The organism is Pseudomonas sp. HPB0071 (genome assembly GCF_000478505.2).
Lineage (GTDB): Bacteria > Pseudomonadota > Gammaproteobacteria > Pseudomonadales > Pseudomonadaceae > Chryseomonas > Chryseomonas luteola.
Genome location: NZ_KI517367.1, coordinates 3,849,326 through 3,874,086, shown reverse-complemented (window position 1 = coordinate 3,874,086; position 24,761 = coordinate 3,849,326). Strand labels below are relative to the sequence as shown.

Below are 24,761 nucleotides of genomic sequence, written 5' to 3'. Positions count from 1 at the left end.
TCGGCGTTTCCTGGCGTCGAGCTGTCACTCAAACGTAGTTATTCATCCAGCAATTTCTGAGCATCGTCCCACGCAGCAAGATTGCGACGTGCTTCCTGAACGAAGGGGCTCCGCTTTACTGCACCTAAAAACAGGTCGCCCAAGAGCCGTCCCGGGAGGCGCAATGGCCGTTTGAACTGGATCAGTAGCACGACCCGCGTCTGATCGGTTTCATTCCAGACCTCATGGGGATAGGTGTCATCGAACACGATACATTTGCCATCGTCCCAATAGACCATTTCATCCCCTACCTGAATGCGGCAATTTTCACGTGGAGTGGGCGTCAGCAGTCCCAGGTGACACGTCATGATGCGCTTGGTCACTCCGGTATGCCGTGGAATGTGCGCACCCGGCGTCAGGATGGAAAAGAAAGCACTGTTCAGACCTGGCACTACGGACAAGGCCTCGGTGGTCTTTGGGCAACGCAGGCAATTCTCTTCGATCTTGTAGCCATACCCCCACAGAAAATAGGAGCGCCAGCTATTACCCTCGGCAATTCTGCGGTGATCAGGCGAAATATCGCGAAGCGCAGGAATTGAATCCATGCCCTGCAAGAGCTGTTGTACCTCCTGTCGTATACCCTCCCAATGCTGCTCCAGCGAGGCCGTCCAGGGAAACAGCTGCTTATCGAATACAGGCGGATCGCCGACCAGAGAATTTTTGGCCAGATAGCTGTTAAGCGCGGGCCGCAGCTTTTTACCGGTCCGGTAGAGGGCGCTGCGTTTGACTTTTGTTTTAGCGGCAACAGGAGGTGCGGCGTTGGTCATTGTACGTGTGTCCTGACGGTATTCGATGCGGCCCAGCGGACCGCCTGCATGTATGCGCCTAGATGCGATTTGCCGACAAGGCCCGCTCGCCTGTAATCACGGCCCGTACGGCCTCGATAGCACGCTGGCGCGAGGTAGCCATAAGTGCTGGCGACAGACCTGGCATTTGATCAAGTCCCTGCGGCAAAGGCAAAAGCCCCAGCGCTACATGAACTTCCTCGATTCTTCGCTCACGCTTGATGAGTCCTTCCTCTACAAGACTGTCGTAGAGTCGTCCGGTCTTGTTCTGCTGCCGGGGCGTGCCACGGCTACCTGCCACCCGGTCAATCACGCCCAGCTTGCGTTCAAGCGCATGATGCACACGCGCCTTGAAATGGCGCCGTACCGGTAATGGGAAAACTGCAACCGGTTTGCCGGTCAGGGCAGCCTCCGTCAGCATGGAGACACTTTCGCCGGTCACGATGAAGGCATCAGCCAACGCCAGCAATGCCCGGTAGGGATTATCGCTACCCTTGTCGAAACGGTAACACCAGTGCGGCGTCTCGATGGCCTGTAATAGCGACTGGGTAACCGGTTCTGCGGTACGGGGGCTTGTAGAAATCAGAAGCGATCCCCCCTTGGCCTTGACAGCAGCGCTGGCCTGGGCACCCAGTGTTCGCCCTGCGGCCTTGTCCAGTTCGTAAGGAATACTGCTTCCCCCTACCAACATGGCGACCCAGGGCCGCGGCAGATGCGCAAAACGCTCTTTCCAGACCGCCAGCTCTTGGTCAGACGGTATCTGATTCTGGATAAAGGGCACAGGTAAATCCACTACGTTGTCCCGCAGTGGCAGGCTGTATTGAGGTGTGGTCAGGACCAGATCAAAGCTGGATAACGGTGCGCGTGGGCGCCCAACGACTACCAGACGACTCCGCCCTTCGGAACGACGCTGGATCCAGTGCGCCACCGGTGCTGTACGTCGGCCCGAACTCAAGACAAGATCCGGCCAGGGCGCGGCGAGACCCGGCGCGGACTGAGCCATCTTGCCCTGCAACAAGGCACCTGGCACATACTTGGCTGGCTTGAACCGCGTTTCCTTGCATTCGTATGGCCAGCCAAGCGACTCGGCAATGGCAACCAACTGTGCATTATCGCCCGCATGTTGGCCCAGCAGTACCCACACCCTGGGCAGCGCCTCTGCCCGCCGGGAACGTAACGGGAAGTCCGCCAGATAACGCTGCAAGGTGCCGTTACCGTCTTCGCAGTCAAGCTGCCAGCAACGATCCGGATAGCGCTGGGACACACGGCGCAGCAGTGCCCGCCATCCCTTGATTGAGCCGATGAGTGACTCATCCGTCCCCAGTCCTGTCCGGATGTAGACAAAACTGCGGCTAAGCCTGAACAGCCGGTCCACGAGCCAGGGCACATCTTCCGGTGGCAGATGCTCAAGACCACTGACCGCCAAAAGGTCATGGCTGGGCAGGTCTGGTTGGCGCAATTGCTCGAAGCGGTAGTGGGTCGTAGCCAGTGAGTCCTTATGAACATCAGTCCAGTGCCCTACGAAGGCGATATCGTTGCCGCTCAGTGCGCTTGCAAAGGACAGGACATCCGATGGCAGAGACGCAGCAGGCGATGCCAGCGTCTGACAGGCTGCGTTAAAGTCAGGGCTAGGACTCGCCATGGTGTAAGGCTCGTAACCTTTAGCATTGGCCGCCTGCTCAAGGCTCAGGAAATACTCGGCATACGGGTTGATCTGATAGGAGTATTGCTCAGGTGTTGGCCGCCAGGGCTGCAAGTGCAGCGTGGTGTAGTGCAGCAATCTGGAACGGCCATGCTCATACTCAAGGTCACGCGCATGCCAGATGGGGTCGAGCTGTCCCCACAGGCCGGGCTTCTCGGCAGCCTGGGCGTGCAAAGCTTTCTTGCTTTCACAACGTGCCTTTTCAAAATTCCAGACCTCGACCATGCGCTCGCAATCGATCAAGGTGACGGCCGTGTCGTTTGGGGTTAACGCCAGATAACCATGCTCACCCATGGGCTGGTCGAAGAGGTCCGCCGGATCAGCCGTATAGATCTGGTCCACATCGTTATAAATGGCGCGCCCGTGACGTCCGGACAGATCCGGAATGGCAAACCGATAATTCGTAAACCCGGTACGCCAGCGGCTTTCATCAAAGCCAGGCAGACGGGTCATACGGTAGACCTCGTAACGCCGATCAGGATTGCGCACCTGCTCCAACGAATACACGAAGATCCGCTCGGCGCGGTATTGTGCAGGCTCGGTTCCCAGGAAAATGCGTACAGCTGGCTGTTCGGGTGCCCCTGCCCTTGCTTCCAACACAATCGGCACAATATGCGGAACCGCCATGGGCGCATGGGCAGCCTGGCTACCGGATGTTCCGACCGAAGCGGTGGAGGGAGACACTCGTTTTTTTTCCGAACGGGGCAGTTTCCACTTACGTATAGCGCGCGGCGCTTTCCAGGCAAAGAAAGTCATGCGTCCTCTTATGCTTCGATCTGAGGCAGAACAGCTGTACAACCTGCCTTGGTTGCTGACGGAAGAACTATAGTTCCCCTGTTCAGATTGAACAGGCTCTTGCACACATCACAAAGCGCGTGGCTGGCCCTTTGTTATCACTGCTTTTCCTATACTGCCAGCCCGTGAAGCCAACCCGCGTTCTATCAGCGATTCGTGTTGCAGACAACCGCTTTTGCACGTTTGCGCCTAGCGCTGGCATGTACCTTGAACATCCGGTGAGGTTTTTCACGCTCACTCTATAAGAGGCTATTCCATCCCATGCTGAAAAAATCCCTCGCAAGCGCGCTAGGACTGGCAGGTCTGCTGGGCGGACTTACCGCGGCGCCCCAGGTATCCGCAGCGGAAAAACCCATTGCGCCCAAAGTCATGCTGATCGCCATGTTTGGCCCGGAAGCCAAGACCTGGATCGAGCAACTCAAGCTCGATAAAAAGGTGCCGGTCGAAGGGTTGTCTGCCGAGTATCCGGATGTGCTCTGTAATGAGGCGCAGGTGTGTCTGATGACGACCGCAATGGGGCACACCAATGCCGCGGCCTCGACCATGGCATTGGCCTTCTCGCCCAAGTTCGATCTGCGCAAGACCTATTTCCTGGTCGCTGGTATTGCAGGAATCAACCCGCACGAGGGCACCATTGGCACTACGGCATGGGCGCACTACCTCGTGGATTTCGGCATCCAATGGGAGCTGGACGCTCGAGAAGCTCCGGCTGACTGGAAAGGTGGCTACCTGGGTATCAATACGCGTCATCCCACTCAAAAGCCTCCTCTGGACTACAAGACCGAAGTGTTCGAGGTTAACCAGAAGCTGATGGAAAAGGCTTATGCCCTTTCCAAGGACGTCAAGCTCATCGAAAGCCCCGAGTCTACTGCGTGGCGCAAGAAGTACAACTATGCGCCCGCCAACCAGCCTCCTGTGGTTACCCGCTGTGACACCGTCGCCGGCGATACCTGGTTCTCCGGTACGCTGCTCTCCCAGCGCGCCGAAGAATGGACGCGTACGCTGACGGATGGCAAAGGCCGTTACTGCACTACGCAGCAAGAAGACAACGCCACTTATGAGGCGCTGCTACGGGCCAGCCGTACGGGCCGTGTCGATATCCAGCGCCTGGCCGTAGTGCGTGGCGGCTCTGACTTCGATCGTCCTTACGAGGGTTATTCAGATGTTGAAAACCTGATCGATTACGCCAAGCAAGGCGGCTTTGAACCTGCCTTGGAAAACCTGTTCCGTACAGGCAATCCTCTGGTACAGGACATCGTTAAGAACTGGAGTGCCTGGGAAAAGGGCGTTCCCTCCTCCTGATTAATGAAAACAGGACCGGGCATAGATGTTCGGTCCTGTCAGTCATCCTAGCCGCACCGTTAACGTGCAGTGTCGCCCGTAAACGGACCATTCCCGTAACCATTCCAGAAATTGGTTCGCATAGAGACTGAACCAATGCCAGATCATCCCCTACTCTCTGCCTCAACACCTTTGTACCAAAAGCCTGACACGCCTGTAGTCATAGCCTAAGCGCCCGGTCATAACCGTTTCGCCAGTATGAACCAATCGCTATTGGCATCTCGCTTGCAAAACTGCCTGTAACTGTTGCGCCCTACTATCAAGCATATACGAGGCGCACAGACAGACATTCATGTTGGCCCGAGAGAGCATGATGCAAACGTGCGAAACGGAAACTCCTATCGATCAATCAGCCCGGATGGCACTCGATGCCCTTCGCCAGCTGGTGGCACAGCATTCGGCATTTCCGGAACGACCTTTGCCTCCGGAGCGTGATCTGGCTGCTGGCTTTGGCGTTAGCCGTCGCTCGGTTCGCCGCGCCCTTTCAGTGCTTGAAGCAGAAGGACAGGTGTGGCGCCGCCAGGGCAAAGGCACCTTTGTAGGCCCAACCCCACCCAGTGCGTCTCTGAGCTTTACCAGGCTGTCCAGCCGAACCAACTTCATCGAAATCATGGAGGCCCGCCTTTACCTGGAACCTGCTCTTGCCTCACTGGCTGCCATTCGCGCCAGCGGCGAGCAGATGGCAATGCTGCGGAGGCTCGCTGAACGTACCGGCCAACAACTCAATGCCCAGACGCCCGATGCAGAAGCACTGGAACTCTGGGACAGCGCCTTTCATAGAGGCATTGCGGAAGCCGCTGGCAACCGACTGATGCTGGATATTTTCGAAATGTTCGATGCCATTCGCCTGGACTCTGTCTGGCGCGACCTGCGCCAGCGTGCCCGCAACACTGACCGCATGCATGCGTATAGCCATGATCACGACGACATTGTGTCCGCGATCGAACAGCGTGACCCCGGCAAGGCGGCGATGGCCATGCGTGGCCATTTGCGTGCGTTGCAACAGGCGCTCGACACCGTTATCCATCACGATCTGGTGAACAGTTTATGAGCGAATCCCCATGCTCTGTCTTGAGTATCCGTAACCTGACCGTTCGCTTTAAAGGTGCAGCGGCCAATGTAGTAGATGGCTTGTCATTCGACATTGCGCCAGGTCGAACCCTGGCCATTGTTGGTGAATCCGGCTGCGGCAAGAGCGTAACATCCATGGCGCTGATGGGGCTTCTACCGGATAGCGCCCAAGTGCATGCCGATACTTCGACCTTCCTTAACGAACCTTTGCTGGCAATGACTGAGCAGCGTCGCCTGGATGTACGCGGTAACCGCCTGGCAATGATCTTTCAGGAACCCATGACGTCACTCAATCCGGCATTCACCATAGGTGATCAGATCACCGAGAGCGTCGTGCGTCACCAAAGCCTGTCTCCCCAACAAGCCCGCCGCCGGGCATTGGAGATGCTGGAAAAAGTCCGTATACCCGCAGCGGCTCAACGGCTGGAGGCTTTTCCCCACGAATTGTCAGGGGGTATGCGCCAGCGGGCCATGATTGCCATGGCGCTTGCCAACGACCCAGCCCTCATCATTGCCGATGAACCAACCACTGCACTGGATGTAACCATTCAGGCGCAGATTCTTTCCCTGATCGCAAACCTGCAAGCCGAAACCGGAACAGCCATGATGCTGATTACCCATGATTTGGGCGTCGTTGCAGAAGTAGCTGACGATGTAGCGGTCATGTATGCGGGCCAGGTTGTCGAAAGCGGTCCCGTTACTGCGCTGTTCGATGACCCTCAGCACCCCTACACCATTGGCCTGATGGGCTCGATGCCCTCGATGGGCCCGCGTGAAGATCGCTTGGCCACCATTGCCGGCCGTGTTCCCACGCCTGCAGAAATGCCCAGTGGCTGCCGCTTCGCCAGCCGCTGCCCTTTTGTGATTCAGGCGTGCCGCGCAGATCGTCCCCCGCTACGCGAGATCACACCAGGGCATCTGGCAGCATGCATTCGTACACCGCTGGAGCAGCACTTGGGAGTTAGCGCATGAAAACGCCCGAACGCCCTATTCTTGAAGGCCTTCATCTGACCAAACACTTCACGTCACCTACAGGCTTTCTGCAACGCAAGAAGGCTCCTGTTCAAGCCGTCACGGATGTTTCCCTGTCGATCAAGCGAGGCGAGACGTTAGCCTTGGTAGGCGAGTCGGGCTCCGGCAAGTCAACTCTGGGGCGATTGCTGCTCAACCTGCTGGCGCCTACCGCTGGCGATGTCATCTACGAAGGCAGAAACCTGGGAAACCTGCCTGCGGATAAGCTCCGGCAGGCAAGGCGGGAATTGCAGATCATCTTTCAAGACCCCTTTGCCTCACTCAACCCCCGGATGACAGTGGCCTCTATCATTGGCGAACCCATCTGGCTGCACACCGATAGCCACCGCGCAGATCGCGCAGCACGAGTAGCAGAACTCTTGCATACCGTGGGCCTGGCCCCTGAACATGCCAACCGTTATCCCCATGAGTTTTCCGGTGGGCAACGCCAGCGTATCGGCATTGCTCGCGCCTTGGCCTCCAATCCACGCTTGATCCTGGGGGATGAACCGGTTTCGGCATTGGATGTGTCGGTCCAGGCGCAGGTCGTCAATTTGCTGGAAGACCTCAAGCATCAGTTTGGGCTGACGCTGCTTATCGTGGCCCATGGACTGGCCGTGATCCGCCATATGAGCGACAGAGTCGCCGTGATGTATCTCGGGGAGATCGTGGAGCTGGCCGAGGTCGACACGCTGTTCGAAACACCACTTCACCCGTATACACAAGCGCTTATGGCCGCTGTGCCTGTCAGCCACCCCGGTCTGCGACGGGCTCGCCCCGTATTGGGTGGGGATATGCCAAGCCCGGCCAATCCACCGCCCGGTTGCCGTTTTCACACGCGCTGTCCCCATGCCCGCCCCCTCTGCAAAGAGGCAAAACCTGCCTTTGAATCTGTCGAAGGGGCGCGTCAGGTTGCCTGCCATTTCTGGCGCGAAGTTGCGAATGCCGGAGCAGGCAATTTGATTGTGCCAGCTCCCAGCCCCGCCTTTTCCCAACGCCTTCATCTATTCAAAAGCCATCAGCCCCTTGCCCTGGAGAGCCAGCCTTGAATCCTGTACGCCTGTTGACTGGAGCCTTGTTATTGACGATCGGCACCACGGCATTTGCCGAAACCACCCTGCGCATCGGCATCCAGGACGACCCGGATGTTCTGGATCCGCACCGTTCACGAACCTATTCGGGACGTCTGGTATACACCGCCCTGTGCGACAAACTGGTGGATGTTGCGCCGGACCTAACCTTTGTACCGCAACTGGCCACAGGCTGGAGCTGGAGCGACGACAACCTAACCCTGACCATGACGTTACGTGAAGGAGTGACCTTTCATGATGGCGAAGCCTTTGATGCCGCCTCGGTCAAATTCAATCTGGACCGAGCTCGTACCTTGCCCGATTCACTGCGCAAGAGCGAACTGGCCTCTATCGAACACGTGGATGTAATCGATCCCAAGACCGTAGCGATCAAGGTGAAGCAACCGGACGCTACCCTGATCGCCCAGCTTTCCGACCGGGCCGGCATGATGCTTGCCCCCAACGCATCACAAAGCGATGTCGGGTCCAAACCTGTCTGCTCCGGACCCTATAAATTCGTGCAGCGCGTACAGCAGGATCGCATCGTGCTGGAGCGCTTCGATCATTACTGGAACAAGCAGGCCTATCACTTTGATAAAGTGATTTTCCTGCCCATACCTGACACGTCGGTTCGTCTCGCAAACTTGCGCTCTGGAGACCTGGACATCGTCGAACGTGTTGCTCCCACGGACATCAAGGCGGTCAAGGATGACCGGAATCTTACGGTCTACAACACGCCCGGCCTGGGGTATATGCAACTGATGGTCAATGTCGCCAATGGTGACAAAGCCAAAAATCCGTTGGGAAGTGACAAGCGTGTCCGCAAGGCCTTCGAGCTGGCAATGGACCGGGACGCTATCAACCAGGTGGTATTCGAAGGGCTCTACGCGCCGGGCAATCAACCCTTTCCACAAAGTAGCCCTTATTTCGATAAGGAGCTACCACTCCCCTCGCGAGACATTGCCAAGAGCCAAGCGCTGCTGGCGGAAGCAGGCGTGAAGCTCCCGGTAAACGTTGAGCTCAAGGTTGGCAATACACCTGTCTCTCAGCAGGTAGGCCAAATTATCCAGGCGATGACGTCCGAAGCGGGCTTCAACGTCAATCTGGTCGCCACCGAGTACGCGACGCTTCTTAACGAGCAGCAATCCGGAAACTTCCAGGTAGGTATGAGCGCCTGGTCCGGTCGTCCTGATCCAGATGGCAATATCCATCAGTTCGTGACCTGCAAAGGAAACCAGAACGATGGCCATTACTGCAATCCAAAGCTGGATGAGCTGCTTAATAAGGCACGTACTGTCAATGACCAGGCCCAGCGTCAGGATCTGTATCGCCAGGCGATGACCATCGTGGCGGACGAAGCGCCGAACATTTACCTCTACTTCGAGCCTCGACTGATTGTGGCGAATCGCAAAGTGACAGGGTATGTCTCCAACCCGGACGGACTGATCCGCCTGGCCAACGTGTCATTCGCGCAATGACCGATACGGCCCGTTGCAGTAAACCGCACGGGCCGGTAATCCACGAGGGTTATGCATGCTGACGTTCATCCTTCGCCGCCTGCTCAGTGCCATCCCAACACTGGTTCTGGTCTCGCTCTTTGTCTTCACCCTGCAAAAACTGCTGCCCGGCGATCCGGTGCTGGCCATGGCTGGGGAGGAGCGCGACCCCGCTGTCATCGAATACTTAAGAGACAAGTATCGTCTTAACGATCCCGTACCGGTTCAATACCTGAACTGGGTGGGCAATGTCTTGAAAGGTGATTTCGGTACTTCCTTGCGCACCGAGCAACCAGTGACCGCGCTTATCGTCTCGAAACTGCCGGTCACCCTGGAATTGTCAGTTTTCGCCTTGCTGATTGCGCTGTTGATAGGTATCCCCACCGGTATTCTCTCGGCGGTGCGTAAAGGGAGCGCGGTAGATTACAGTGCGAACATCGTTGCCCTTTCTGGTATCTCTATTCCGCACTTCTGGCTGGGGATACTGCTCATCATGGTGTTTGCGGTAAAGCTGCGCTGGCTGCCCGCCTCCGGTTTTGTACCGTTCAGTGAAAACCCGCTGCAAAACCTTAAAACCTTGTTGTTATCAGCCTTCGTGCTGGGTGCAGGTCTTTCCGGAACCCTGATGCGTCATACCCGCAGCGCCATGCTTGAAGTGCTGCGCTCAGACTATGTGCGGACAGCGCGCGCGAAAGGGCTGTTTCCCAGAACAGTCATTCTCAAGCACGCCTTTCGTAACGCGCTGATGCCCATCGTGACGCTGACTACACTGCTGTTCGGCGAACTGCTTGGGGGCGCAGTCCTGACTGAGCAGGTGTTCAGTATTCCCGGCTTCGGCAAGATGATCGTCGATGCCGTTTTCAACCGGGACTATGCCGTGGTGCAAGGTGTAGTGCTGTGCGTAGCCATTGGATTCGTATTGATGAATCTGCTGGCCGATGTGCTCTATCGCCTGATCAACCCGCGCCTGAGGACTGCCGCATGAATGCCATTGCCACCCCTCTCCCTCCTGTCTTACAGACCCGTCTACAGTCTCGTTTCCTGGCAAAGTTTTTGAAGAACAAGGGTGCTGTCATCGGTGCAGCTATCCTCTTGTTATTTGTCCTGGCAGCTGTTCTGGCACCCTGGATTGCGCCCCATGATCCACTCAAGGCGAACTTTCTGGCCGTTCGCAAGGCACCTTCGGCCCTGTATTGGTTAGGCACGGATGAGCTGGGCCGCGATCTGTTCTCACGCCTGCTCTGGGGTGCGCGCAGCTCGTTGCTGGCGGGTGGAGTATCGGTCGCCATCGCCATGGCCATCGGTGTTCCGCTAGGTCTTATAGCCGGCTATTTTGGGGGCGCGCTGGATGCCCTTATTTCCCGGATCATGGAAGCACTGCTGTCTTGTCCGTTTCTGGTGCTGGCTATCGCGCTGGGGGCATTTCTTGGCCCTAGCCTGACTAACGCCATGATCGCCATTGGCCTGTCTGCCATGCCTATCTTTGCGCGCCTGACGCGCGGACAGGTCCTTTCGATTAAACACGAGGACTACCTGGAAGGTGCCTGCGCCATTGGCCTGCCGGATCGCTGGATCGTTCTGCGCTATGTATTACCGAATGTCCTTTCGCCGCTGGTAGTCCAGGCAACCTTGACCATTGCCTCAGCCATTCTCGCAGAAGCGAGTCTGTCGTTCCTGGGCCTTGGCCAGCAACCGCCAGCGCCCTCCTGGGGCTCCATGCTCAACACAGCCAAGAATTTCATGGAACAGGCGCCCTGGATGTCTATTGCTCCAGGCGTGGCCATCTATATCACGGTGCTGTGCTTCAACCTGCTGGGCGACGGCTTGCGCGATGCGCTGGATCCCAAAGACTAACCGTCAGACAAGAAGAGAGTGATCCCATGTTCGATCATCTGGATTATAGCCAGCCTTACGCCTCTGCCCGCTCCCCTGTCATGGGACGGAACATGGTAGCGGCCTCCCAGCCACTGGCCGCCCAGGCAGGCCTGGACATGCTGCGCCGTGGCGGTAATGCGGTAGATGCGGCAATTGCTGCTGCCATGGTGCTTACGGTAGTAGAGCCAACAGGGTGTGGTATCGGCAGTGATGCCTTTGCCATCGTCTGGGATGGCAAGACATTACAGGGCCTGAATGCCTCTGGACGCGCACCGGCAGCGTGGTCGCCCCAGTATTTTGCAGGGCACAAACACATGCCGGAGCGCGGCTGGAATGCAGTGACCGTGCCCGGTGCGGTTTCCGCCTGGGTCGGGCTTTCCGAGCGTTACGGCAAGCTGCCTTTCACCACGGTGGCCGAACCCGCCATACGCTATGCGCGAGAGGGTTACCAGGTAACGCCTATAATCGCTGAGCTCTGGCACAGAGGCGGTCAGCTCCTGAAAGATCAGCCCGGCTTTGCTGAGTGTTTTCTGCCCGATGGCCGAGCCCCCAGAGCCGGGCAGAAGATTCAACTCAGGGACCATGCCAAAACGCTGGAGCTGATCGCCGAAACCCGCGGCGAAGCGTTCTATCGAGGCGCCCTGGCCGAAGCCATGGTTGCTCATGCCAGAGCCAACAACAGCGTTATGAGCCTGGATGACCTGGGCAATCACTCAATTGACTGGATCGATACCCTATCCACGCCCTTTGCAGGCGCCATGGTCCATGAGTTGCCTCCTAACGGCCAGGGCATCGCTACGCTCAGCGGCCTGGGAATTCTGGAGGCCATCGGTATTGGCGATCATCCTGTCGACAGCCCCGAAACCCTGCATGTGGTATTGGAAGCGATGAAGCTGGCCCTGGCGGACCTCAATCATCACATTACAGATCGGGACCATATGCGCGTTCTGGCTCACCATCTGCTTGACCCGGCCTATCTAAAGGAGCGCGCCAGGCTGATCGGCGAGACTGCTGCTGACCCAGGCCATGGCTCGCCCAAGCCCGGCGGTACGGTGTACCTGTCAGCGGCAGATGAAAGCGGCATGATGGTGTCGTTCATTCAATCCAACTACATGGGTTTTGGCTCCGGCGTAGTGGTTCCAGGCACGGGAATCAGCCTGCAAAACCGCGGGGCGGGCTTTTCTCTGGACCCAGAGCACGTCAACACCGTCGCTCCCGGTAAGCGCCCCTTCCACACCATCATCCCCGGTTTTGCCATGAATGCCGACGGCACGCCGTTGATGTCGTTCGGCCTTATGGGCGGTCCCATGCAGGCGCAGGGACACTTGCAGATGATGTTGCGTATCCTGCGCTACAAGCAGAACCCGCAGGCGGCGGCCGACGCACCCCGCTGGCGGATTGAGTCAGGTCGGAAGGTTGCCGTTGAGCGACAGTTCGACTCACAGACCGTAGCTGCCCTACGCGCCAAAGGACATGATATCCAGGTTGAGGCGCCAAGCGGCGTGTTTGCATTCGGCGGGGCTCAGATCATTCAGAAAACGGCCGATGGTTATGTCGGTGGCTCTGATCCACGCAAGGACGGCCAGGCCGTCGCGTTCTGACCTTGCCGGAGGGAGGCCGCGCAGGCCTTCCTCCCATTCCTTACACCTGATCGAGCCTTAGCTCATTCCAGGTCTTCACGAAGGTGCTAGTCCTGATAGTTTTCTTCTTCTGCATAAGCGAACTGGATGAATCGCTTGGCCTCGTCGAGGCTGCCGACGCGCTTGACGCAGCGTGTGCCCATTCTGATTTCATAACAGCTGCCGCCAGTCGCATCTGCACACTCGAACACGTAGTAACCATTGGAACTGCTGACGACTTTCTCTTGCATGAGTGCGCTCCCTTTCTCAGGACGGTGAATTCGTTATCGTCACGCCCTCAGTACATGCAATTGGGCGCCCTTTTAATGGGACCCAAATATTCCTTGGCAATTCGCTTCAATCACAGCAACGACCTTTTTGTTCATACAACAGGTTTATGCTCAGTCTGGTACAGGCAACCGTCGTGCCTTAACCGTCACTGGACGGGTTTTCCTATTGATCCTCGGCCTTGGCAGCTCCGCACGAATCTCGCTGCTGGCCCATGTGAGTAAACTCAAGGCGACTGGCCAAGTTAGCGCTGTTGTGTTTGTTTCGCTCCATCATCGATCCGTTTTTTTCTAATATCACCGCGCCACAGCACCAAAAGAGCGCACCATTAAGCGAAGTGCATCACACTTCATAACCTGCATTGTGTTAAATGATATTGATTTTCATTCAACACAGGGTCTACTCTGAATGGGCTTTGCGATAGTAATGAACACTTACTTTTAATGCGTTATCACTGCTTTTAAATTATAAAGGCTAAGCCGTTTGATAATGGCATATAGCTAACTATTAATATCAAACTACCGTGAGAGCCCGGCGAGGCATATATCCCGACAACATGTTGGGTTATTGCAGAATTGTTTAATCAATTGCCGAGGTTCCATTCGTGAATAATCCATTGCATTCGTATGCGGCCATTACTGCATACCCTTCCGCTCGCCTACAGGATGATCAGGCGACTTCGCATCTTTTCAACGAAAAGAATGCGCAGGCCTATGAAAGCCTTATGGTTCAAGGGGCTGAATGTATAAAGGAAACATTGCTCGGTATCAATAAGCCTTATACCGGCATATTGCCGCATGAACTAAAGCGGCAGTTTGACGAAGTGAATCTGGATGAAAAACTGGGTAACTTCAACGAGGCACTGGAAGAATTAAAAGCGTTGTACCTGAAAGATGCTGTTTACTTCCATCATCCTCACTATGTTGCTCATCTTAATTGTCCTATTGTTATTCCGGCTATTCTTGCCGAACTGGTACTTTCTTCTATCAATTCCTCACTGGATACATGGGATCAAAGTGCCGGCGGCACGTATATCGAACAAAAGTTGATTGACTGGACGGCTGAGCGTATCGGTCTGGGCAGCGAAGCCGATGGGGTATTCACCAGTGGTGGTACTCAGTCCAACCTGATGGCCATGCTGCTGGCACGTGATCATGTGTGCAACCGTCAGCCCGGTCACGCCAGCAACAAGACGCAAGGCTTGCCGACCGATTTCAAACGCCTGCGCATCCTGTCATCCGAGGTCAGTCATTTCAGCGTACAGAAATCCGCGGCCATCCTGGGCCTGGGCTATGACGCCGTGATACCGGTACGCAGCGATGCGCGCAAGAAAATGGACTTGAGCGATCTGCGCCGCGTGCTGGAAGAATGCGAAGCCGAAGGGCTGATTCCGATGGCGGTAGTGGCTACTGCCGGTACTACGGATTTCGGCAGCATCGATCCATTGGAAGACATCGCGGCAATCTGTCGCGAGAAAAAAATCTGGATGCATGTCGATGCCGCCTACGGTGGCGGACTGCTGATTTCGCCTAAATACCGTAACCGTCTGACCGGTATCGAACATGCCGACTCGGTCACTATCGATTACCACAAATCATTCTTCCAGCCGGTCAGTTGCAGTGCGTTTCTGGTACGGGATCGTCGAGAGCTGGGCCATGTCACCTGCCATGCCGATTATCTGAACCCCAAGAGCCAGACCCAGGAAGGCACACCCAACCTCGTTAACAAGAGCATTCAGACTACACGCCGCTTTGATGCGCTCAAGCTCTGGATGACGTTGCGCACCATGGGTGCGAATGCCTTGGGTAGCTTGTTTGATCACGTAATCGACTTGACTCGCGCAACCTATCCGCTTATCGAGCGTGACCCACGCTTCGACATTGCCCATGTTCCTGAACTGAGCACCCTGGTCTTCCGCTATATCCCCGAGGAGCCGCTGAGTGCCGAGCAGATCGATGCGACCAATGCAGCCATTCGCAAAGCGCTGTCTCGTAGCGGACGCGCCATCGTCGCGGGCACCAAGGTAGGCGGCCAACAGTACCTCAAGTTCACCCTGCTCAACCCCATGACCACCCTGGACGACCTGCGAGGCATTCTCGACGCCATCAAGCATGAAGGTGCCCGTTACGTTAACCAACAATCTGCCCTGGCCACGTGCTGATCTGGAGAACCACCATGACGGCTTCAACCTACGATTTCATCGCGATTGGTGTTGGCCCCTTCAACCTGGGTCTGGCGTGTCTGACTGCTCCCATCGACGAGCTCAATGGGTTGTTTCTCGACAAGAACGAGTGCTTCGATTGGCATCCCGGCATGATGCTGGAATCTGCAACCCTGCAGACGCCCTTCCTGGCCGATCTGGTCACCCTGGCGGACCCGACCAGCCCGTTCAGCTTCCTGAATTATCTTAAATCCACAGGCCGCATCTATGCGTTCTACATCAAGGAAGACTTCTTCCTGATGCGTCGCGAGTACAACCAGTACTGCCAATGGGTCATCGATCGGCTGCCCAATATCGAGTTCAACCGATACGTCGAACGTATCGACCATGATCCGGCAACCGGCCTCTATACGGTGAACTGTACCTGCACCAAAACAGGAGAACGCCTGGTTTATCAGGCGCGCCGTCTGGTCCTGGGAACTGGCACGTCACCCTATATCCCTGACTGCTGCCAGGACGCCAGCAGCCACTTGTCCCACACGTCGACCTACCTGACCGACAAACAGGCTCTACAGGCAAAAAGTACCATTACGCTGATCGGCAGCGGTCAGAGCGCGGCGGAGATCTACTATGACCTCTTGCAGGAAATCGACACGCGCGAGTACACCCTGAACTGGATCACCCGCTCGCCTCGCTTCTTCCCGCTGGAATACAGCAAGCTGACCCTGGAGATGACATCGCCCGAGTACATCGACTACTTCCATCAGCTGCCTACCCACAAGCGTGACGCGTTGATGCGCAGTCAGAAGGGGCTCTACAAGGGGATCAACAGTGCCCTGATCAATGACATCTACGACCTGCTGTACAACAAGAGCTTATGCGGTCCGGTCAGGACCAACCTGCTTACCAACACGGAGCTGCAGGACTGCCGCTACGATGAGCGTACCGGCACCTTTACGCTTACCTTGTTTCAGGAGGAACAGGAGAGCCGCTATACGCTTCAGACTGATGGGCTGGTATTATCTACTGGGTATTGCTACAGAACCCCTCCTTTCCTTCAAGGGTTACGCTCACGCCTGCGCTTCGATGAGCGTGGCCGCTTCGCCGTCAATCGAAACTATACGATTGATACCGCCGGCCAGGAGATCTTCGTCCAGAACGCCGAGCTTCATACGCATGGCCTGGTAACGCCCGACCTGGGCATGGCGTGCTACCGCAACGCCTATATCATTCGCGAGATGCTCGGCCGCGAACATTACCCCGTCGAACGCAAGATCGCCTTCCAGCAGTTCACGGCGCCCTCTTCGACACTGCTCCAGCCGGAGCCGGCCAAGACATGACGCTGCGTACCTCGTTGATCGCCATGACGGCCCTTGCCGTCATCAGCGACACCATGCTGATTCCGTTCTATCCGCAGTACTTTGCCAGCCGTTTTGGTGAAACGCGGCCGGAGCATGTGGGGGCCTATCTGGCCGCCATCTGCTTTACGGTCATGCTCGCGCTGCCCCTCTGGGCGCGCGTGGCGCGGCGGGTGCACCCGATCCGGCTGCTGATCTGGACGCAGCTCGCCGCCGGGTTGCTGTGCCTGTACTGCTATTGGGCATCGGCGCTCCTGGAGTTCTGGCTTGTCTCGCTGGGGATGATCGTATTCAAGGGCAGCTACCTGCTCATGTACCCCTACGTGATGAGCCTGGAGGACTCCAGGAACCATACCCATACCATCGGCATGCTGTCGGTTGTCGTTCACTTCGGCGCCATCCTCGGCGCCGTGGTGGGCGGCCTGGTCCTTCAGGTACTGGAGCCACGAGATGTCTTTGTGGTGATGGCCGCGGGGGATTTTCTGCAAATGGCGATCTGCCTGCGCCTGCTACGGCGGGAACCACCCCATGCCAAGCCGGAACAAGCCATTACGCACCGTACCGGCAAGGCATGGCCTATCTACCGGCTCTGCCTGCTGATGCTGCTGTTCTATTTCAGCGGTTACCTGGTAAAGCCTTTCTTTACGGTGTACTGGGAGCAGGTCGCTCAGTTGGACCACGCCGCCCTGACCGGACTGGTGTATGCCATTCCTGGTGGCATGGCCCTGCTCGGACTCTGGCTGAACCGGCGTACCGGCAGCCGACAGCAGGCCCTGAGCGGTGCGCTGCTGCTGGGTGTGTGCGGCCTGCTGCTTCAAGCTGGTGAGCAGACCGCCCTGATCCTGACTGGCCGCTGCCTGTATGGCTGGGCCATGTTCCAGGTCACGGTACGGCTGGATGCCCTGCTCTTCGAGCTGAGCACGCCCGATGCGTATGCCGCTGACTTCAGCAAGATCAATTTCTTTCAACAACTCGGCGTAGTGGGCTCGTCCTTTGCGGCGGGGTCCCTGGTCAGCACGTTTGGCCTGACTGTGCCCTTTCTGATCGGCGCGGCGGGCTTTGCCCTGACCGCCCTTGCCTATCCGCTGCTGGTCCGCACGGCCCAGCCCACGACAACACCTGTTATCGACAAGGGGGTCTGATATGACTGCCATTGCCTTGCAAACACCCATCGATACCCGCCCGTGCTTCAGCAAGCCACAGCATGGACTCGGCCACTTCAGCCTGCGTCCACTCAGCCTGCCAGAGGATACGGCGCGACTACATGATTGGCTGACTCGCGATTATGCACGCTTCTGGGGGATGCAGAATGCGACCCAGGCAGAAGTGGAAGCATTCTACCGCAACCTCATGGCCTCTCCTCATGCCAACGCCTACCTGGGTTTACATGATGGCGCACCGGCTTTCCTGGTCGAATGCTATATGCCGCTTCATGACCCGGTAGGCCAGCACTACGACGTGAAGCCCGGTGACCGGGGCATGCATTTTCTCGTCGCGCCCTGCGAGAAACCTGTTTCAGGCTTCACCCTGGCCGTGATGCGAACCATCATGGAATTCATTTTCAGCGATCCCTTTGCCCGCCGCGTCGTCGTCGAGCCCGATGTCCGTAACGACAAGATCCACGTGCTCAATCAGCGTGTCGGTTTCGAGTACGACCGTGTCATTCAACTGGGCGAAAAAACTGCCCACCTCGCCTTCTGCACTCGCGAACACTACGCCGCCAGCCTTGTAATGGAGAACCGCCCATGAACCAGATGATTACCGCCCTGCCCGCTGCCACGCCCGGGCACGCTGCACTGCATCTCACACCTGAACGCTGGAGTAAGGTCAATCGGCTGCTTGTACGTAAAGCGCTGGCGGAATTCGCCCATGAAAAGCTCATTGAGCCGGTGCTGACCACATCCGGAAATGGCTGGGATCACTATCGCCTGGATAACGGACATACAACGCTGGAATACCGCTTTCGCGCTCGCAAGCTCGCGCTGGATCACTGGCTGATCGACACCGCCTCTATCGAGAAGACCAGGGATGGCCAGGCCGTACCGCTGGATGCGCTAGAGTTCATTATTGAATTCAAGGAGCACCTCGGTATTCAGGAAAGCATGATGCCGGTGTACCTGGACGAGATCAGTAGCACCTTATATGGCAGCGCCTACAAACATGCCAAGCCGGGGCTAACCGCCGAAGAGCTCACCCGTGCCGATTTCCAAGCTGTAGAAACAGGCATGATGGAAGGCCACCCCGGGTTCGTCGCAAATAACGGCCGTATGGGCTTTGACGCCAATGATTACCGGGCCTATGCACCCGAAGCCGCCTCGCCCATCCAGCTGATCTGGCTGGCTGTGCGTAAGACCAAGGCAACATTCTCGTCACTGTCAGACCTGACCTATGAGCAGCTTCTAGAAGAGGAGCTTGGCACAGCGACAATCACCGATTTCACGGCCCAGCTCACCGAGCAAGGCCTGGATCCGGACGATTATCTCTTCATGCCTGCCCACCCGTGGCAGTGGTTCAACAAGCTTTCCATGGCGTTCTCAGCAGACGTTGCCAATCGGAATATTGTCTGCCTGGGTTACGGAGAGGACAGCTATCTTGCACAGCAATCCATTCGTACCTTCTTCAACACCAGCCACCCTGAAAAGCGCTACGTGAAGACGGCCCTGTCCATTCTTAACATGGGTTTTATGCGGGGTCTGTCGCCCTACTACATGCTGGCGACCCCAGCCATTAACGAATGGCTGAAAGCGCTAATTGACAATGATCCATTCCTGACGGAAAACGGCTTCAGCATCCTGCGCGAAGTCGCCGCGGTAGGCTATCGAAACCACTATTATGAAACAGCGCTGGTTAACGATACGCCCTATAAGAAGATGCTCTCTGCCCTCTGGCGGGAAAGCCCGGTCCCTCAGTTAAAATCGGGGCAGCGCCTGATGACGATGGCCTCGCTGCTGCATCTGGACGCCCAGGGAGACTCGCTCCTCACGGCGCTGATTGCCTCCTCCGGCATAGATACGGACACCTGGTTGCGCCGTTATCTCAACGCCTACCTGACGCCCCTGCTGCACTGTTTCTATGCTCACGATCTGGTGTACATGCCTCACGGGGAGAACCTGATTCTGGTGCTGGATAACAACGTTCCGTCGCGGGCAATCATGAAAGACATTGCGGAAGAGATCGCCGTGCTGAACCCTGATGCCAAGCTGCCGGAAAAGATCAAGCGATTGGCGGTCTCTGTACCCGAAGAGCTGAAAATCCTGTCGCTCTTCACCGACGTGTTCGACTGCTTCTTCCGCTACATGAGCGCCATTCTGGTGGAAAAAGCCGACTACTCTGAGGACCGTTTCTGGTCGCTGGTAGCCGAGTGCGTCAGCACCTATCAGCAGAGCCATCCTCAATATGCCGAGAAATTTGCCCGATACGACCTGTTTGCGCCCGAGTTCATCCGCTCCTGCCTGAACCGTCTTCAATTGGGCAACAACCAACAAATGGTCAATCTGGCAGATCCGGCTGGAAACCTGAAGCTTGCCGGAACCTTGATCAATCCGATCGCACCATTCAAGCGTTAACGTGAATAACTCCGCTCCGGCCGCCTGCATAGACAGCCGGAGCGGACAGGATGGGAAACCGTAGAAACAGCCAGACGTTGCACTTGTTAATGGCATCTTCACGCAGTGCGCTTAGGGTGTAACACCTTCTGCATCACTACTGATGTCGCGTTGTGTTAATTGGATCAAGTAACTTACAGGTGTACGTTCGTCCACCCATAAAGCGAAGCGTCCTGAAATTTGAGAAAATAAGAGATTGCGCATTAAGCGCGTCTGATCTGGGCTGGCAAAGTTATGAATGGTGTTATCGAAGAGCCTAAAGCTTTGCTTGAAGGCCACTGGCTTGTCTTGATTGAAGATGATCCACTTCTGCAAAGTATCTTATCGGGCTTCGTGGAAGAACTGGGCGGTCGTGTCAGCAGCTTCGAGACGGCTGATGATGCGTTGGTTTATATGCTCAGTGCAGGTGAAAAGCCCTCTCTGGTCGTCACCGATCATCTAGTGCCTGGGCAGATCAAGGGCGCCGAGCTGGCAACCATGGTTGGCGCACGCTGGCCAGGTCTTTCGGTCATTGTAACCACCGGACGTGATCTGGAGACCATTCCTGAGCTACCAGACGGCATGCTTTATCTGCAGAAACCATGGGATCTGGTGCAAATGAAAAAAGCCATTATCCAGATGCTAAATAAAACATCCGTCAGTCTTTGAATAAAGCCTATGGCCACAGTAGGACTAATTCGCTTGTTTTGAGCGCCCGTTAAAGAGACCAAGCGCGCAGTCTTGCCCTTGCCTACCCTTCCTCTTTCCGAGCAAGACGAACTTCCACTACTTGTGGAAGTGACACGCTATGACAGTGCCGGTCGACATTACCTTTCCGAGCAGACCGCCATGATGAGAGACACTGCCACCCACATGTCGCCTGCTCAATAGTAAGGGTCGGTGGCAGACCACTGTGCCTGGGAAACCGCCTTTACAGTTCAGAACGGTAGCGTTTGATACCACCAGGCCACCTATCCTCACTATCCTAATAATCCGTGCGCCTGCTCTTTCCTGCCCGTTGCGAATCCCTTTCCTCTGGAGCGTGATCATGACCCAGGCAGCATCCGGTTCCGTCGACACCCATACGTTGCGAAAAGTCATTGCCGCCGCCTCGATCGGTAATTTCGTCGAGTGGTTCGACTTTGCCATCTATGGCTTTCTTGCAACGATCATTGCCGAGCAATTCTTTCCCAGCGGCGACGCGAAAGCCGCTTTGCTCAAGACCTTTGCCGTATTCGCCGTCGCCTTTGCCTTCCGGCCATTGGGCGGCATCGTTTTCGGCATGCTGGGCGATCGGATCGGCCGCAAGAAGATACTGGCCCTGACAATCCTGATGATGGCCGGTGCCACGACGCTGATAGGCCTGTTACCTACCTATGCCGCCATAGGCATGGCCGCTCCGCTACTGCTGACCGTTATCCGATGCGTCCAGGGATTCTCGGCCGGAGGCGAATACGCTGGTGCCTGCGCCTATGTCATGGAGCATGCACCACGGGAAAAACGCGCCACGTACGGAAGTTTCGTACCCGTATCGACGTTCTCGGCCTTTGCCTGTGCAGCCGTATTGGCCTACGGTCTGGATGCTACGCTTACCAAAGACGCCATGGCCAGCTGGGGCTGGCGTATACCCTTTCTTATTGCAGCGCCTCTGGGCCTCGTAGGCCTATATTTGAGGTTGCGGCTAGGCGAGACCCCGGCGTTCCAGTCTGTCGAGGCTCAACACGCAGTAGCACATGCGCCACTGCGTGAAACGCTAAAGTCCAATGGCGGAGCTATCTGTCGGCTGGGCGCGTTTATTTCCGTAACGGCCCTGTCCTTCTACATGTTCACAACCTACTTTGCGACTTACCTGCAGGTAGCCGGTGGGCTTGATCGCGCCTCCGCCCTTCTGGTTACCGTCATTGCCCTGGTTTTTGCAGCCATGCTATGCCCATTCGCAGGTCTCTTTTCAGACAGGGTCGGGCGCAAGGCTACAGTATTTACAACCTGTACCTTACTGATCGTTGTGGTCTATCCGTCGTTCTGGATGGCCAACTCAGGTAACCTGCTGCTGTCGGTTCTGGGTGTACTGCTGTTGGCCGTCGGAGCGGTACTGTCCGGTGTCGTTACCGCTGCACTGCTGTCAGAAGTCTTCCCCACCCGGACGCGTTACACCGCCTCAGCCATTACCTACAACATGGCTTATACCGTTTTCGGCGGTACTGCGCCTCTCATGGCAACCTATTTGATTGCACAGAGCGGTAGCAACCTGGCACCAGCGTTCTATCTCATCGCGATATCCGTAATGGCGTTGATCGGAGGTCTGCTGCTACCCGAGACGTCAAAGGTTGAACTGAGCGAGGTAACCGGGCGTGTGCCCGCTGCGGAGACGGCTTCCTTGACCAGCATAACCACCTGAGACGCTTTCAGCGTCAGGCGGCAAACCTGTCCATCGCCTGAACGTTTGTCAGCCTTTGTAACGACCAGGGAACAGGACGTCTCGCAGTGGAGTCCCCTTTAGATACCGATTGGTTCTATATGGAGATAACACACGATGAAAGCCCTGCATGAACCACTAATGGCCACACGCAAATCCCAGCAGTCACTCAATGAGCCTAATGTACAGGGAACCGAGCGCACCCTTTCCCTTGTAGGTGGTGGCTTACTCCTGGCAGGCGGCCTTCGCCGTGGCGGTCTTCTGGGGCTGGCACAAATGGCCTTGGGCGCACTGGTAACAGCCCGTGGCGTCACTGGTCGTTGCAAGGCCAAGGCAGCGCTTACGCCTACGCCATACGAATCGCTTCTGCAGGAAGAGTACGGCTGGACCAATGCCGAAGCGATTTCCCGCACGATTACCATTGGCAAGCCTCGTGCCGAGGTCTACGACTTCGTACGCAGCATTGAAAATCTCCCCCTCTTCCTGCGTCGCCTCGAACGCGTCCAGCAGATGGACGCCACTCACTATCGCTGGGTTGCGGTAGGCCCACAGAATCGGACAGTAGAGTGGAATGCGTTCCTGGAGGAAGAGATTGCGCAGGAACGTATTGTCTGGAGCACCGAATCCACAGCATACCTTCAGCATAAAGCCACCCTCACCTTCAGAGATGCCCCTAACGGCATGGGAACGGAGTTACAGGTCGTTTTGGCGTGCGAACCGCCAGCCGGCCGGGTGGGTTATGCCGCAGCCAGTCTGATCAGCCAATTCTCGGGACGTGAGCTTAATCTTGATTTGCGTCGCCTGAAGCAGCTCCTGGAGACCGGCGAGATTACCAACAGCCTCATGAGAACAGGTGCTGTTGAACGGGTCCCGGTGGATGAAGTGTCAGCAACCGTACCGTTGGAAGGCGAAGTGATCAGCGAGCCGCGCACCATCGCGTCACATACCGATGAGACTCGTCAGGGAGGGGCTTACTGATGCGCGCGCTCACCTGGCAAGCCCCTAACGTTCTTCAAGTAGAAACCGTACCGGACCCGGAAATCGTTAATCCACGCGATGTCATTCTTCGCGTCACCATGTCATCGGTATGCGGCTCCGACCTTCACCTGCTGGGCGGTTACGTGCCGGCCATGAAGCCGGGAGACATCATCGGCCATGAATTCATGGGTGAGGTAGTTGAAGTTGGCTCCGGCATTAGCCAATTCAAGAAGGGTGATCGCGTTGTTACCATTTCCATCATAGGGTGCGGCAACTGCGAACACTGTCAGCGTAGCGATTTTTCCTGCTGCGACAACTCCAACCCGAACCCGGAAACGACAGATCTGGCCTACGGCCAACCGTGCTGCGGCATTATTGGTTACAGCCATGCCTTTGGCGGATATGCCGGAAGCCATGCGACGTATATCCGGGTGCCCTTTGCCGACGTCAACCTGTTCAAGGTGCCCGACGGCGTTACCAATGAGCAGGCAGTCTTTGTGTCGGACGCTGCGCCGACTGGCTATTTTGCCGCCGATAATGCCGATATCCAGCGGGGCGATACTGTCGCCGTCTGGGGCTGTGGCGGTGTTGGCCAGATGGCTATTCGCATCGCCTACCTGATGGGTGCCGAGCGGGTTATTGCTATCGACCGCTTCGCCTCTCGCCTTGAACTGGCTGAGAAGAAGGCCGGGGCGATTACCATCAATTACGAAACCACGAATGTCCACGAAGCCTTGCTGGAGCTGACTGGTGGGCGCGGGCCAGACCGCTGCATCGACTGCGTCGGCATGGAAGCACACGGCACCGAGCTGGATTATGTATACGACAAGACTAAACAACTGATGCACCTGCACACTGAGCGCGGTACTGTGCTTCGTCAGGCCATTCGGGCCTGTCGCAAAGGCGGGACGGTATCCGTGGTGGGCGTTTACGGCGGCCTCCTGGACAAATTCCCCATGGGCGCCATCGTCAACAAAGCCCTTACGGTTCGTTCCGGCCAGCAGCCAGGCCAGCGGTATGCCAATAAGCTGTTCGAGCACATTCAGAAAGGCGAGCTGGATCCGTCCTACCTGCTGACGCACCCGATGAGTCTGGAAGATTCACCGCGCGGTTATGCCATGTTCAAGGAAAAGACCGAGGACTGCATGCGCGCGGTATTCATGCCGTAAATG

General features: G+C 56.7%; 20 protein-coding genes. 17 read left to right on the top strand and 3 right to left on the bottom strand.

Annotated elements, in window-relative coordinates:
* Nucleotides 1-38: 38 nt before the first annotated feature.
* The gene (locus HMPREF1487_RS17995) at nucleotides 39-806 is read right to left on the bottom strand and encodes an aspartyl/asparaginyl beta-hydroxylase domain-containing protein (protein WP_010798122.1); all 768 of its coding nucleotides are present in this window, start codon (nucleotides 804-806) and stop codon (nucleotides 39-41) included.
* Between the two features lie 58 nt (nucleotides 807-864).
* Nucleotides 865-3,282, bottom strand: coding sequence for an ELM1/GtrOC1 family putative glycosyltransferase (locus tag HMPREF1487_RS17990; RefSeq protein WP_010798121.1), 2,418 nt, complete (start codon nucleotides 3,280-3,282; stop codon nucleotides 865-867).
* Nucleotides 3,283-3,582: 300 nt separating this feature from the next.
* Between HMPREF1487_RS17990 and HMPREF1487_RS17985 the strand changes: the two genes are divergently transcribed.
* The 8 genes from HMPREF1487_RS17985 (at nucleotide 3,583) to HMPREF1487_RS17950 (ending at nucleotide 12,786) form a co-directional block, all read left to right on the top strand.
* Complete coding sequence (locus HMPREF1487_RS17985; RefSeq protein ID WP_010798120.1) at nucleotides 3,583-4,623, top strand: purine-nucleoside phosphorylase; 1,041 nt, start codon at nucleotides 3,583-3,585, stop codon at nucleotides 4,621-4,623.
* Between the two features lie 352 nt (nucleotides 4,624-4,975).
* Nucleotides 4,976-5,713 (top strand): FadR/GntR family transcriptional regulator, encoded by a 738-nt coding sequence (locus HMPREF1487_RS17980; RefSeq protein ID WP_037030203.1) that lies wholly within the window; start codon nucleotides 4,976-4,978, stop codon nucleotides 5,711-5,713.
* Nucleotides 5,710-6,705: an ABC transporter ATP-binding protein gene (locus tag HMPREF1487_RS17975; protein WP_010798118.1), complete on the top strand. Its 996-nt coding sequence runs from the start codon at nucleotides 5,710-5,712 to the stop codon at nucleotides 6,703-6,705. Before HMPREF1487_RS17980 ends, HMPREF1487_RS17975 begins: the two co-directional genes overlap by 4 nt.
* Nucleotides 6,702-7,793, top strand: coding sequence for an ABC transporter ATP-binding protein (locus HMPREF1487_RS17970; protein ID WP_010798117.1), 1,092 nt, complete (start codon nucleotides 6,702-6,704; stop codon nucleotides 7,791-7,793). Before HMPREF1487_RS17975 ends, HMPREF1487_RS17970 begins: the two co-directional genes overlap by 4 nt.
* Nucleotides 7,790-9,292, top strand: coding sequence for an ABC transporter substrate-binding protein (locus HMPREF1487_RS17965; RefSeq protein WP_010798116.1), 1,503 nt, complete (start codon nucleotides 7,790-7,792; stop codon nucleotides 9,290-9,292). The genes HMPREF1487_RS17970 and HMPREF1487_RS17965 overlap by 4 nt, the downstream gene beginning before the upstream one ends.
* Before the next feature lie 55 nt (nucleotides 9,293-9,347).
* Nucleotides 9,348-10,295: an ABC transporter permease gene (locus HMPREF1487_RS17960; RefSeq protein WP_010798115.1), complete on the top strand. Its 948-nt coding sequence runs from the start codon at nucleotides 9,348-9,350 to the stop codon at nucleotides 10,293-10,295.
* On the top strand, nucleotides 10,292-11,164 hold the full coding sequence (locus HMPREF1487_RS17955; protein ID WP_010798114.1) for an ABC transporter permease: 873 nt from the start codon (nucleotides 10,292-10,294) through the stop codon (nucleotides 11,162-11,164). The genes HMPREF1487_RS17960 and HMPREF1487_RS17955 overlap by 4 nt, the downstream gene beginning before the upstream one ends.
* Before the next feature lie 26 nt (nucleotides 11,165-11,190).
* Nucleotides 11,191-12,786, top strand: coding sequence for a gamma-glutamyltransferase family protein (locus HMPREF1487_RS17950; protein ID WP_010798113.1), 1,596 nt, complete (start codon nucleotides 11,191-11,193; stop codon nucleotides 12,784-12,786).
* 86 nt (nucleotides 12,787-12,872) lie between these two features.
* On the opposite strand, the gene HMPREF1487_RS17945 is transcribed toward HMPREF1487_RS17950, so the two are convergent.
* Nucleotides 12,873-13,055: a hypothetical protein gene (locus HMPREF1487_RS17945; protein ID WP_010798112.1), complete on the bottom strand. Its 183-nt coding sequence runs from the start codon at nucleotides 13,053-13,055 to the stop codon at nucleotides 12,873-12,875.
* Nucleotides 13,056-13,696: 641 nt separating this feature from the next.
* On the opposite strand from HMPREF1487_RS17945, the gene HMPREF1487_RS17940 reads away from it, so the two are divergent.
* The 9 genes from HMPREF1487_RS17940 (at nucleotide 13,697) to HMPREF1487_RS17900 (ending at nucleotide 24,758) form a co-directional block, all read left to right on the top strand.
* On the top strand, nucleotides 13,697-15,253 hold the full coding sequence (locus HMPREF1487_RS17940; protein WP_010798111.1) for a pyridoxal phosphate-dependent decarboxylase family protein: 1,557 nt from the start codon (nucleotides 13,697-13,699) through the stop codon (nucleotides 15,251-15,253).
* Nucleotides 15,254-15,267: 14 nt separating this feature from the next.
* Nucleotides 15,268-16,593, top strand: coding sequence for a lysine N(6)-hydroxylase/L-ornithine N(5)-oxygenase family protein (locus tag HMPREF1487_RS17935; RefSeq protein WP_010798110.1), 1,326 nt, complete (start codon nucleotides 15,268-15,270; stop codon nucleotides 16,591-16,593).
* A complete protein-coding gene (locus HMPREF1487_RS17930) occupies nucleotides 16,590-17,753 on the top strand; it encodes an MFS transporter (protein ID WP_010798109.1) in 1,164 nt (387 codons plus the stop codon). The genes HMPREF1487_RS17935 and HMPREF1487_RS17930 overlap by 4 nt, the downstream gene beginning before the upstream one ends.
* A 1-nt stretch (nucleotide 17,754) precedes the next feature.
* Entirely contained in the window at nucleotides 17,755-18,360 is a 606-nt protein-coding gene (locus tag HMPREF1487_RS17925) for a GNAT family N-acetyltransferase (protein ID WP_010798108.1), read from the top strand.
* On the top strand, nucleotides 18,357-20,177 hold the full coding sequence (locus HMPREF1487_RS17920; protein WP_010798107.1) for an IucA/IucC family protein: 1,821 nt from the start codon (nucleotides 18,357-18,359) through the stop codon (nucleotides 20,175-20,177). Before HMPREF1487_RS17925 ends, HMPREF1487_RS17920 begins: the two co-directional genes overlap by 4 nt.
* A 273-nt stretch (nucleotides 20,178-20,450) precedes the next feature.
* Complete coding sequence (locus HMPREF1487_RS17915) at nucleotides 20,451-20,864, top strand: response regulator (protein WP_010798106.1); 414 nt, start codon at nucleotides 20,451-20,453, stop codon at nucleotides 20,862-20,864.
* 379 nt (nucleotides 20,865-21,243) lie between these two features.
* On the top strand, nucleotides 21,244-22,593 hold the full coding sequence (locus tag HMPREF1487_RS17910; protein ID WP_010798105.1) for an MFS transporter: 1,350 nt from the start codon (nucleotides 21,244-21,246) through the stop codon (nucleotides 22,591-22,593).
* 135 nt (nucleotides 22,594-22,728) lie between these two features.
* Nucleotides 22,729-23,589: an SRPBCC family protein gene (locus HMPREF1487_RS17905; RefSeq protein WP_010798104.1), complete on the top strand. Its 861-nt coding sequence runs from the start codon at nucleotides 22,729-22,731 to the stop codon at nucleotides 23,587-23,589.
* Nucleotides 23,589-24,758 carry a zinc-dependent alcohol dehydrogenase gene (locus HMPREF1487_RS17900; RefSeq protein ID WP_010798103.1) on the top strand — a complete coding sequence of 390 codons (1,170 nt, stop codon included), beginning with the start codon at nucleotides 23,589-23,591 and terminating at the stop codon, nucleotides 24,756-24,758. The genes HMPREF1487_RS17905 and HMPREF1487_RS17900 overlap by 1 nt, the downstream gene beginning before the upstream one ends.
* The last annotated feature ends 3 nt before the right edge of the window (nucleotides 24,759-24,761 follow it).

Bases quoted from the DNA above. Each gene is read 5' to 3' on its own strand.
- HMPREF1487_RS17995 (WP_010798122.1), bottom strand. From the start codon at position 806: ATGACCAACGCCGCACCTCCTGTTGCCGCTAAAACAAAAGTCAAACGC.
- HMPREF1487_RS17920 (WP_010798107.1), top strand. From the start codon at position 18,357: ATGAACCAGATGATTACCGCCCTGCCCGCTGCCACGCCCGGGCACGCT.
- HMPREF1487_RS17935 (WP_010798110.1), top strand. From the start codon at position 15,268: ATGACGGCTTCAACCTACGATTTCATCGCGATTGGTGTTGGCCCCTTC.
- HMPREF1487_RS17980 (WP_037030203.1), top strand. From the start codon at position 4,976: ATGCAAACGTGCGAAACGGAAACTCCTATCGATCAATCAGCCCGGATG.
- HMPREF1487_RS17930 (WP_010798109.1), top strand. From the start codon at position 16,590: ATGACGCTGCGTACCTCGTTGATCGCCATGACGGCCCTTGCCGTCATC.
- HMPREF1487_RS17905 (WP_010798104.1), top strand. From the start codon at position 22,729: ATGAAAGCCCTGCATGAACCACTAATGGCCACACGCAAATCCCAGCAG.
- HMPREF1487_RS17925 (WP_010798108.1), top strand. From the start codon at position 17,755: ATGACTGCCATTGCCTTGCAAACACCCATCGATACCCGCCCGTGCTTC.
- HMPREF1487_RS17990 (WP_010798121.1), bottom strand. From the start codon at position 3,282: ATGACTTTCTTTGCCTGGAAAGCGCCGCGCGCTATACGTAAGTGGAAA.
- HMPREF1487_RS17915 (WP_010798106.1), top strand. From the start codon at position 20,451: ATGAATGGTGTTATCGAAGAGCCTAAAGCTTTGCTTGAAGGCCACTGG.
- HMPREF1487_RS17900 (WP_010798103.1), top strand. From the start codon at position 23,589: ATGCGCGCGCTCACCTGGCAAGCCCCTAACGTTCTTCAAGTAGAAACC.
- HMPREF1487_RS17910 (WP_010798105.1), top strand. From the start codon at position 21,244: ATGACCCAGGCAGCATCCGGTTCCGTCGACACCCATACGTTGCGAAAA.
- HMPREF1487_RS17950 (WP_010798113.1), top strand. From the start codon at position 11,191: ATGTTCGATCATCTGGATTATAGCCAGCCTTACGCCTCTGCCCGCTCC.
- HMPREF1487_RS17960 (WP_010798115.1), top strand. From the start codon at position 9,348: ATGCTGACGTTCATCCTTCGCCGCCTGCTCAGTGCCATCCCAACACTG.
- HMPREF1487_RS17970 (WP_010798117.1), top strand. From the start codon at position 6,702: ATGAAAACGCCCGAACGCCCTATTCTTGAAGGCCTTCATCTGACCAAA.
- HMPREF1487_RS17985 (WP_010798120.1), top strand. From the start codon at position 3,583: ATGCTGAAAAAATCCCTCGCAAGCGCGCTAGGACTGGCAGGTCTGCTG.
- HMPREF1487_RS17945 (WP_010798112.1), bottom strand. From the start codon at position 13,055: ATGCAAGAGAAAGTCGTCAGCAGTTCCAATGGTTACTACGTGTTCGAG.
- HMPREF1487_RS17975 (WP_010798118.1), top strand. From the start codon at position 5,710: ATGAGCGAATCCCCATGCTCTGTCTTGAGTATCCGTAACCTGACCGTT.
- HMPREF1487_RS17955 (WP_010798114.1), top strand. From the start codon at position 10,292: ATGAATGCCATTGCCACCCCTCTCCCTCCTGTCTTACAGACCCGTCTA.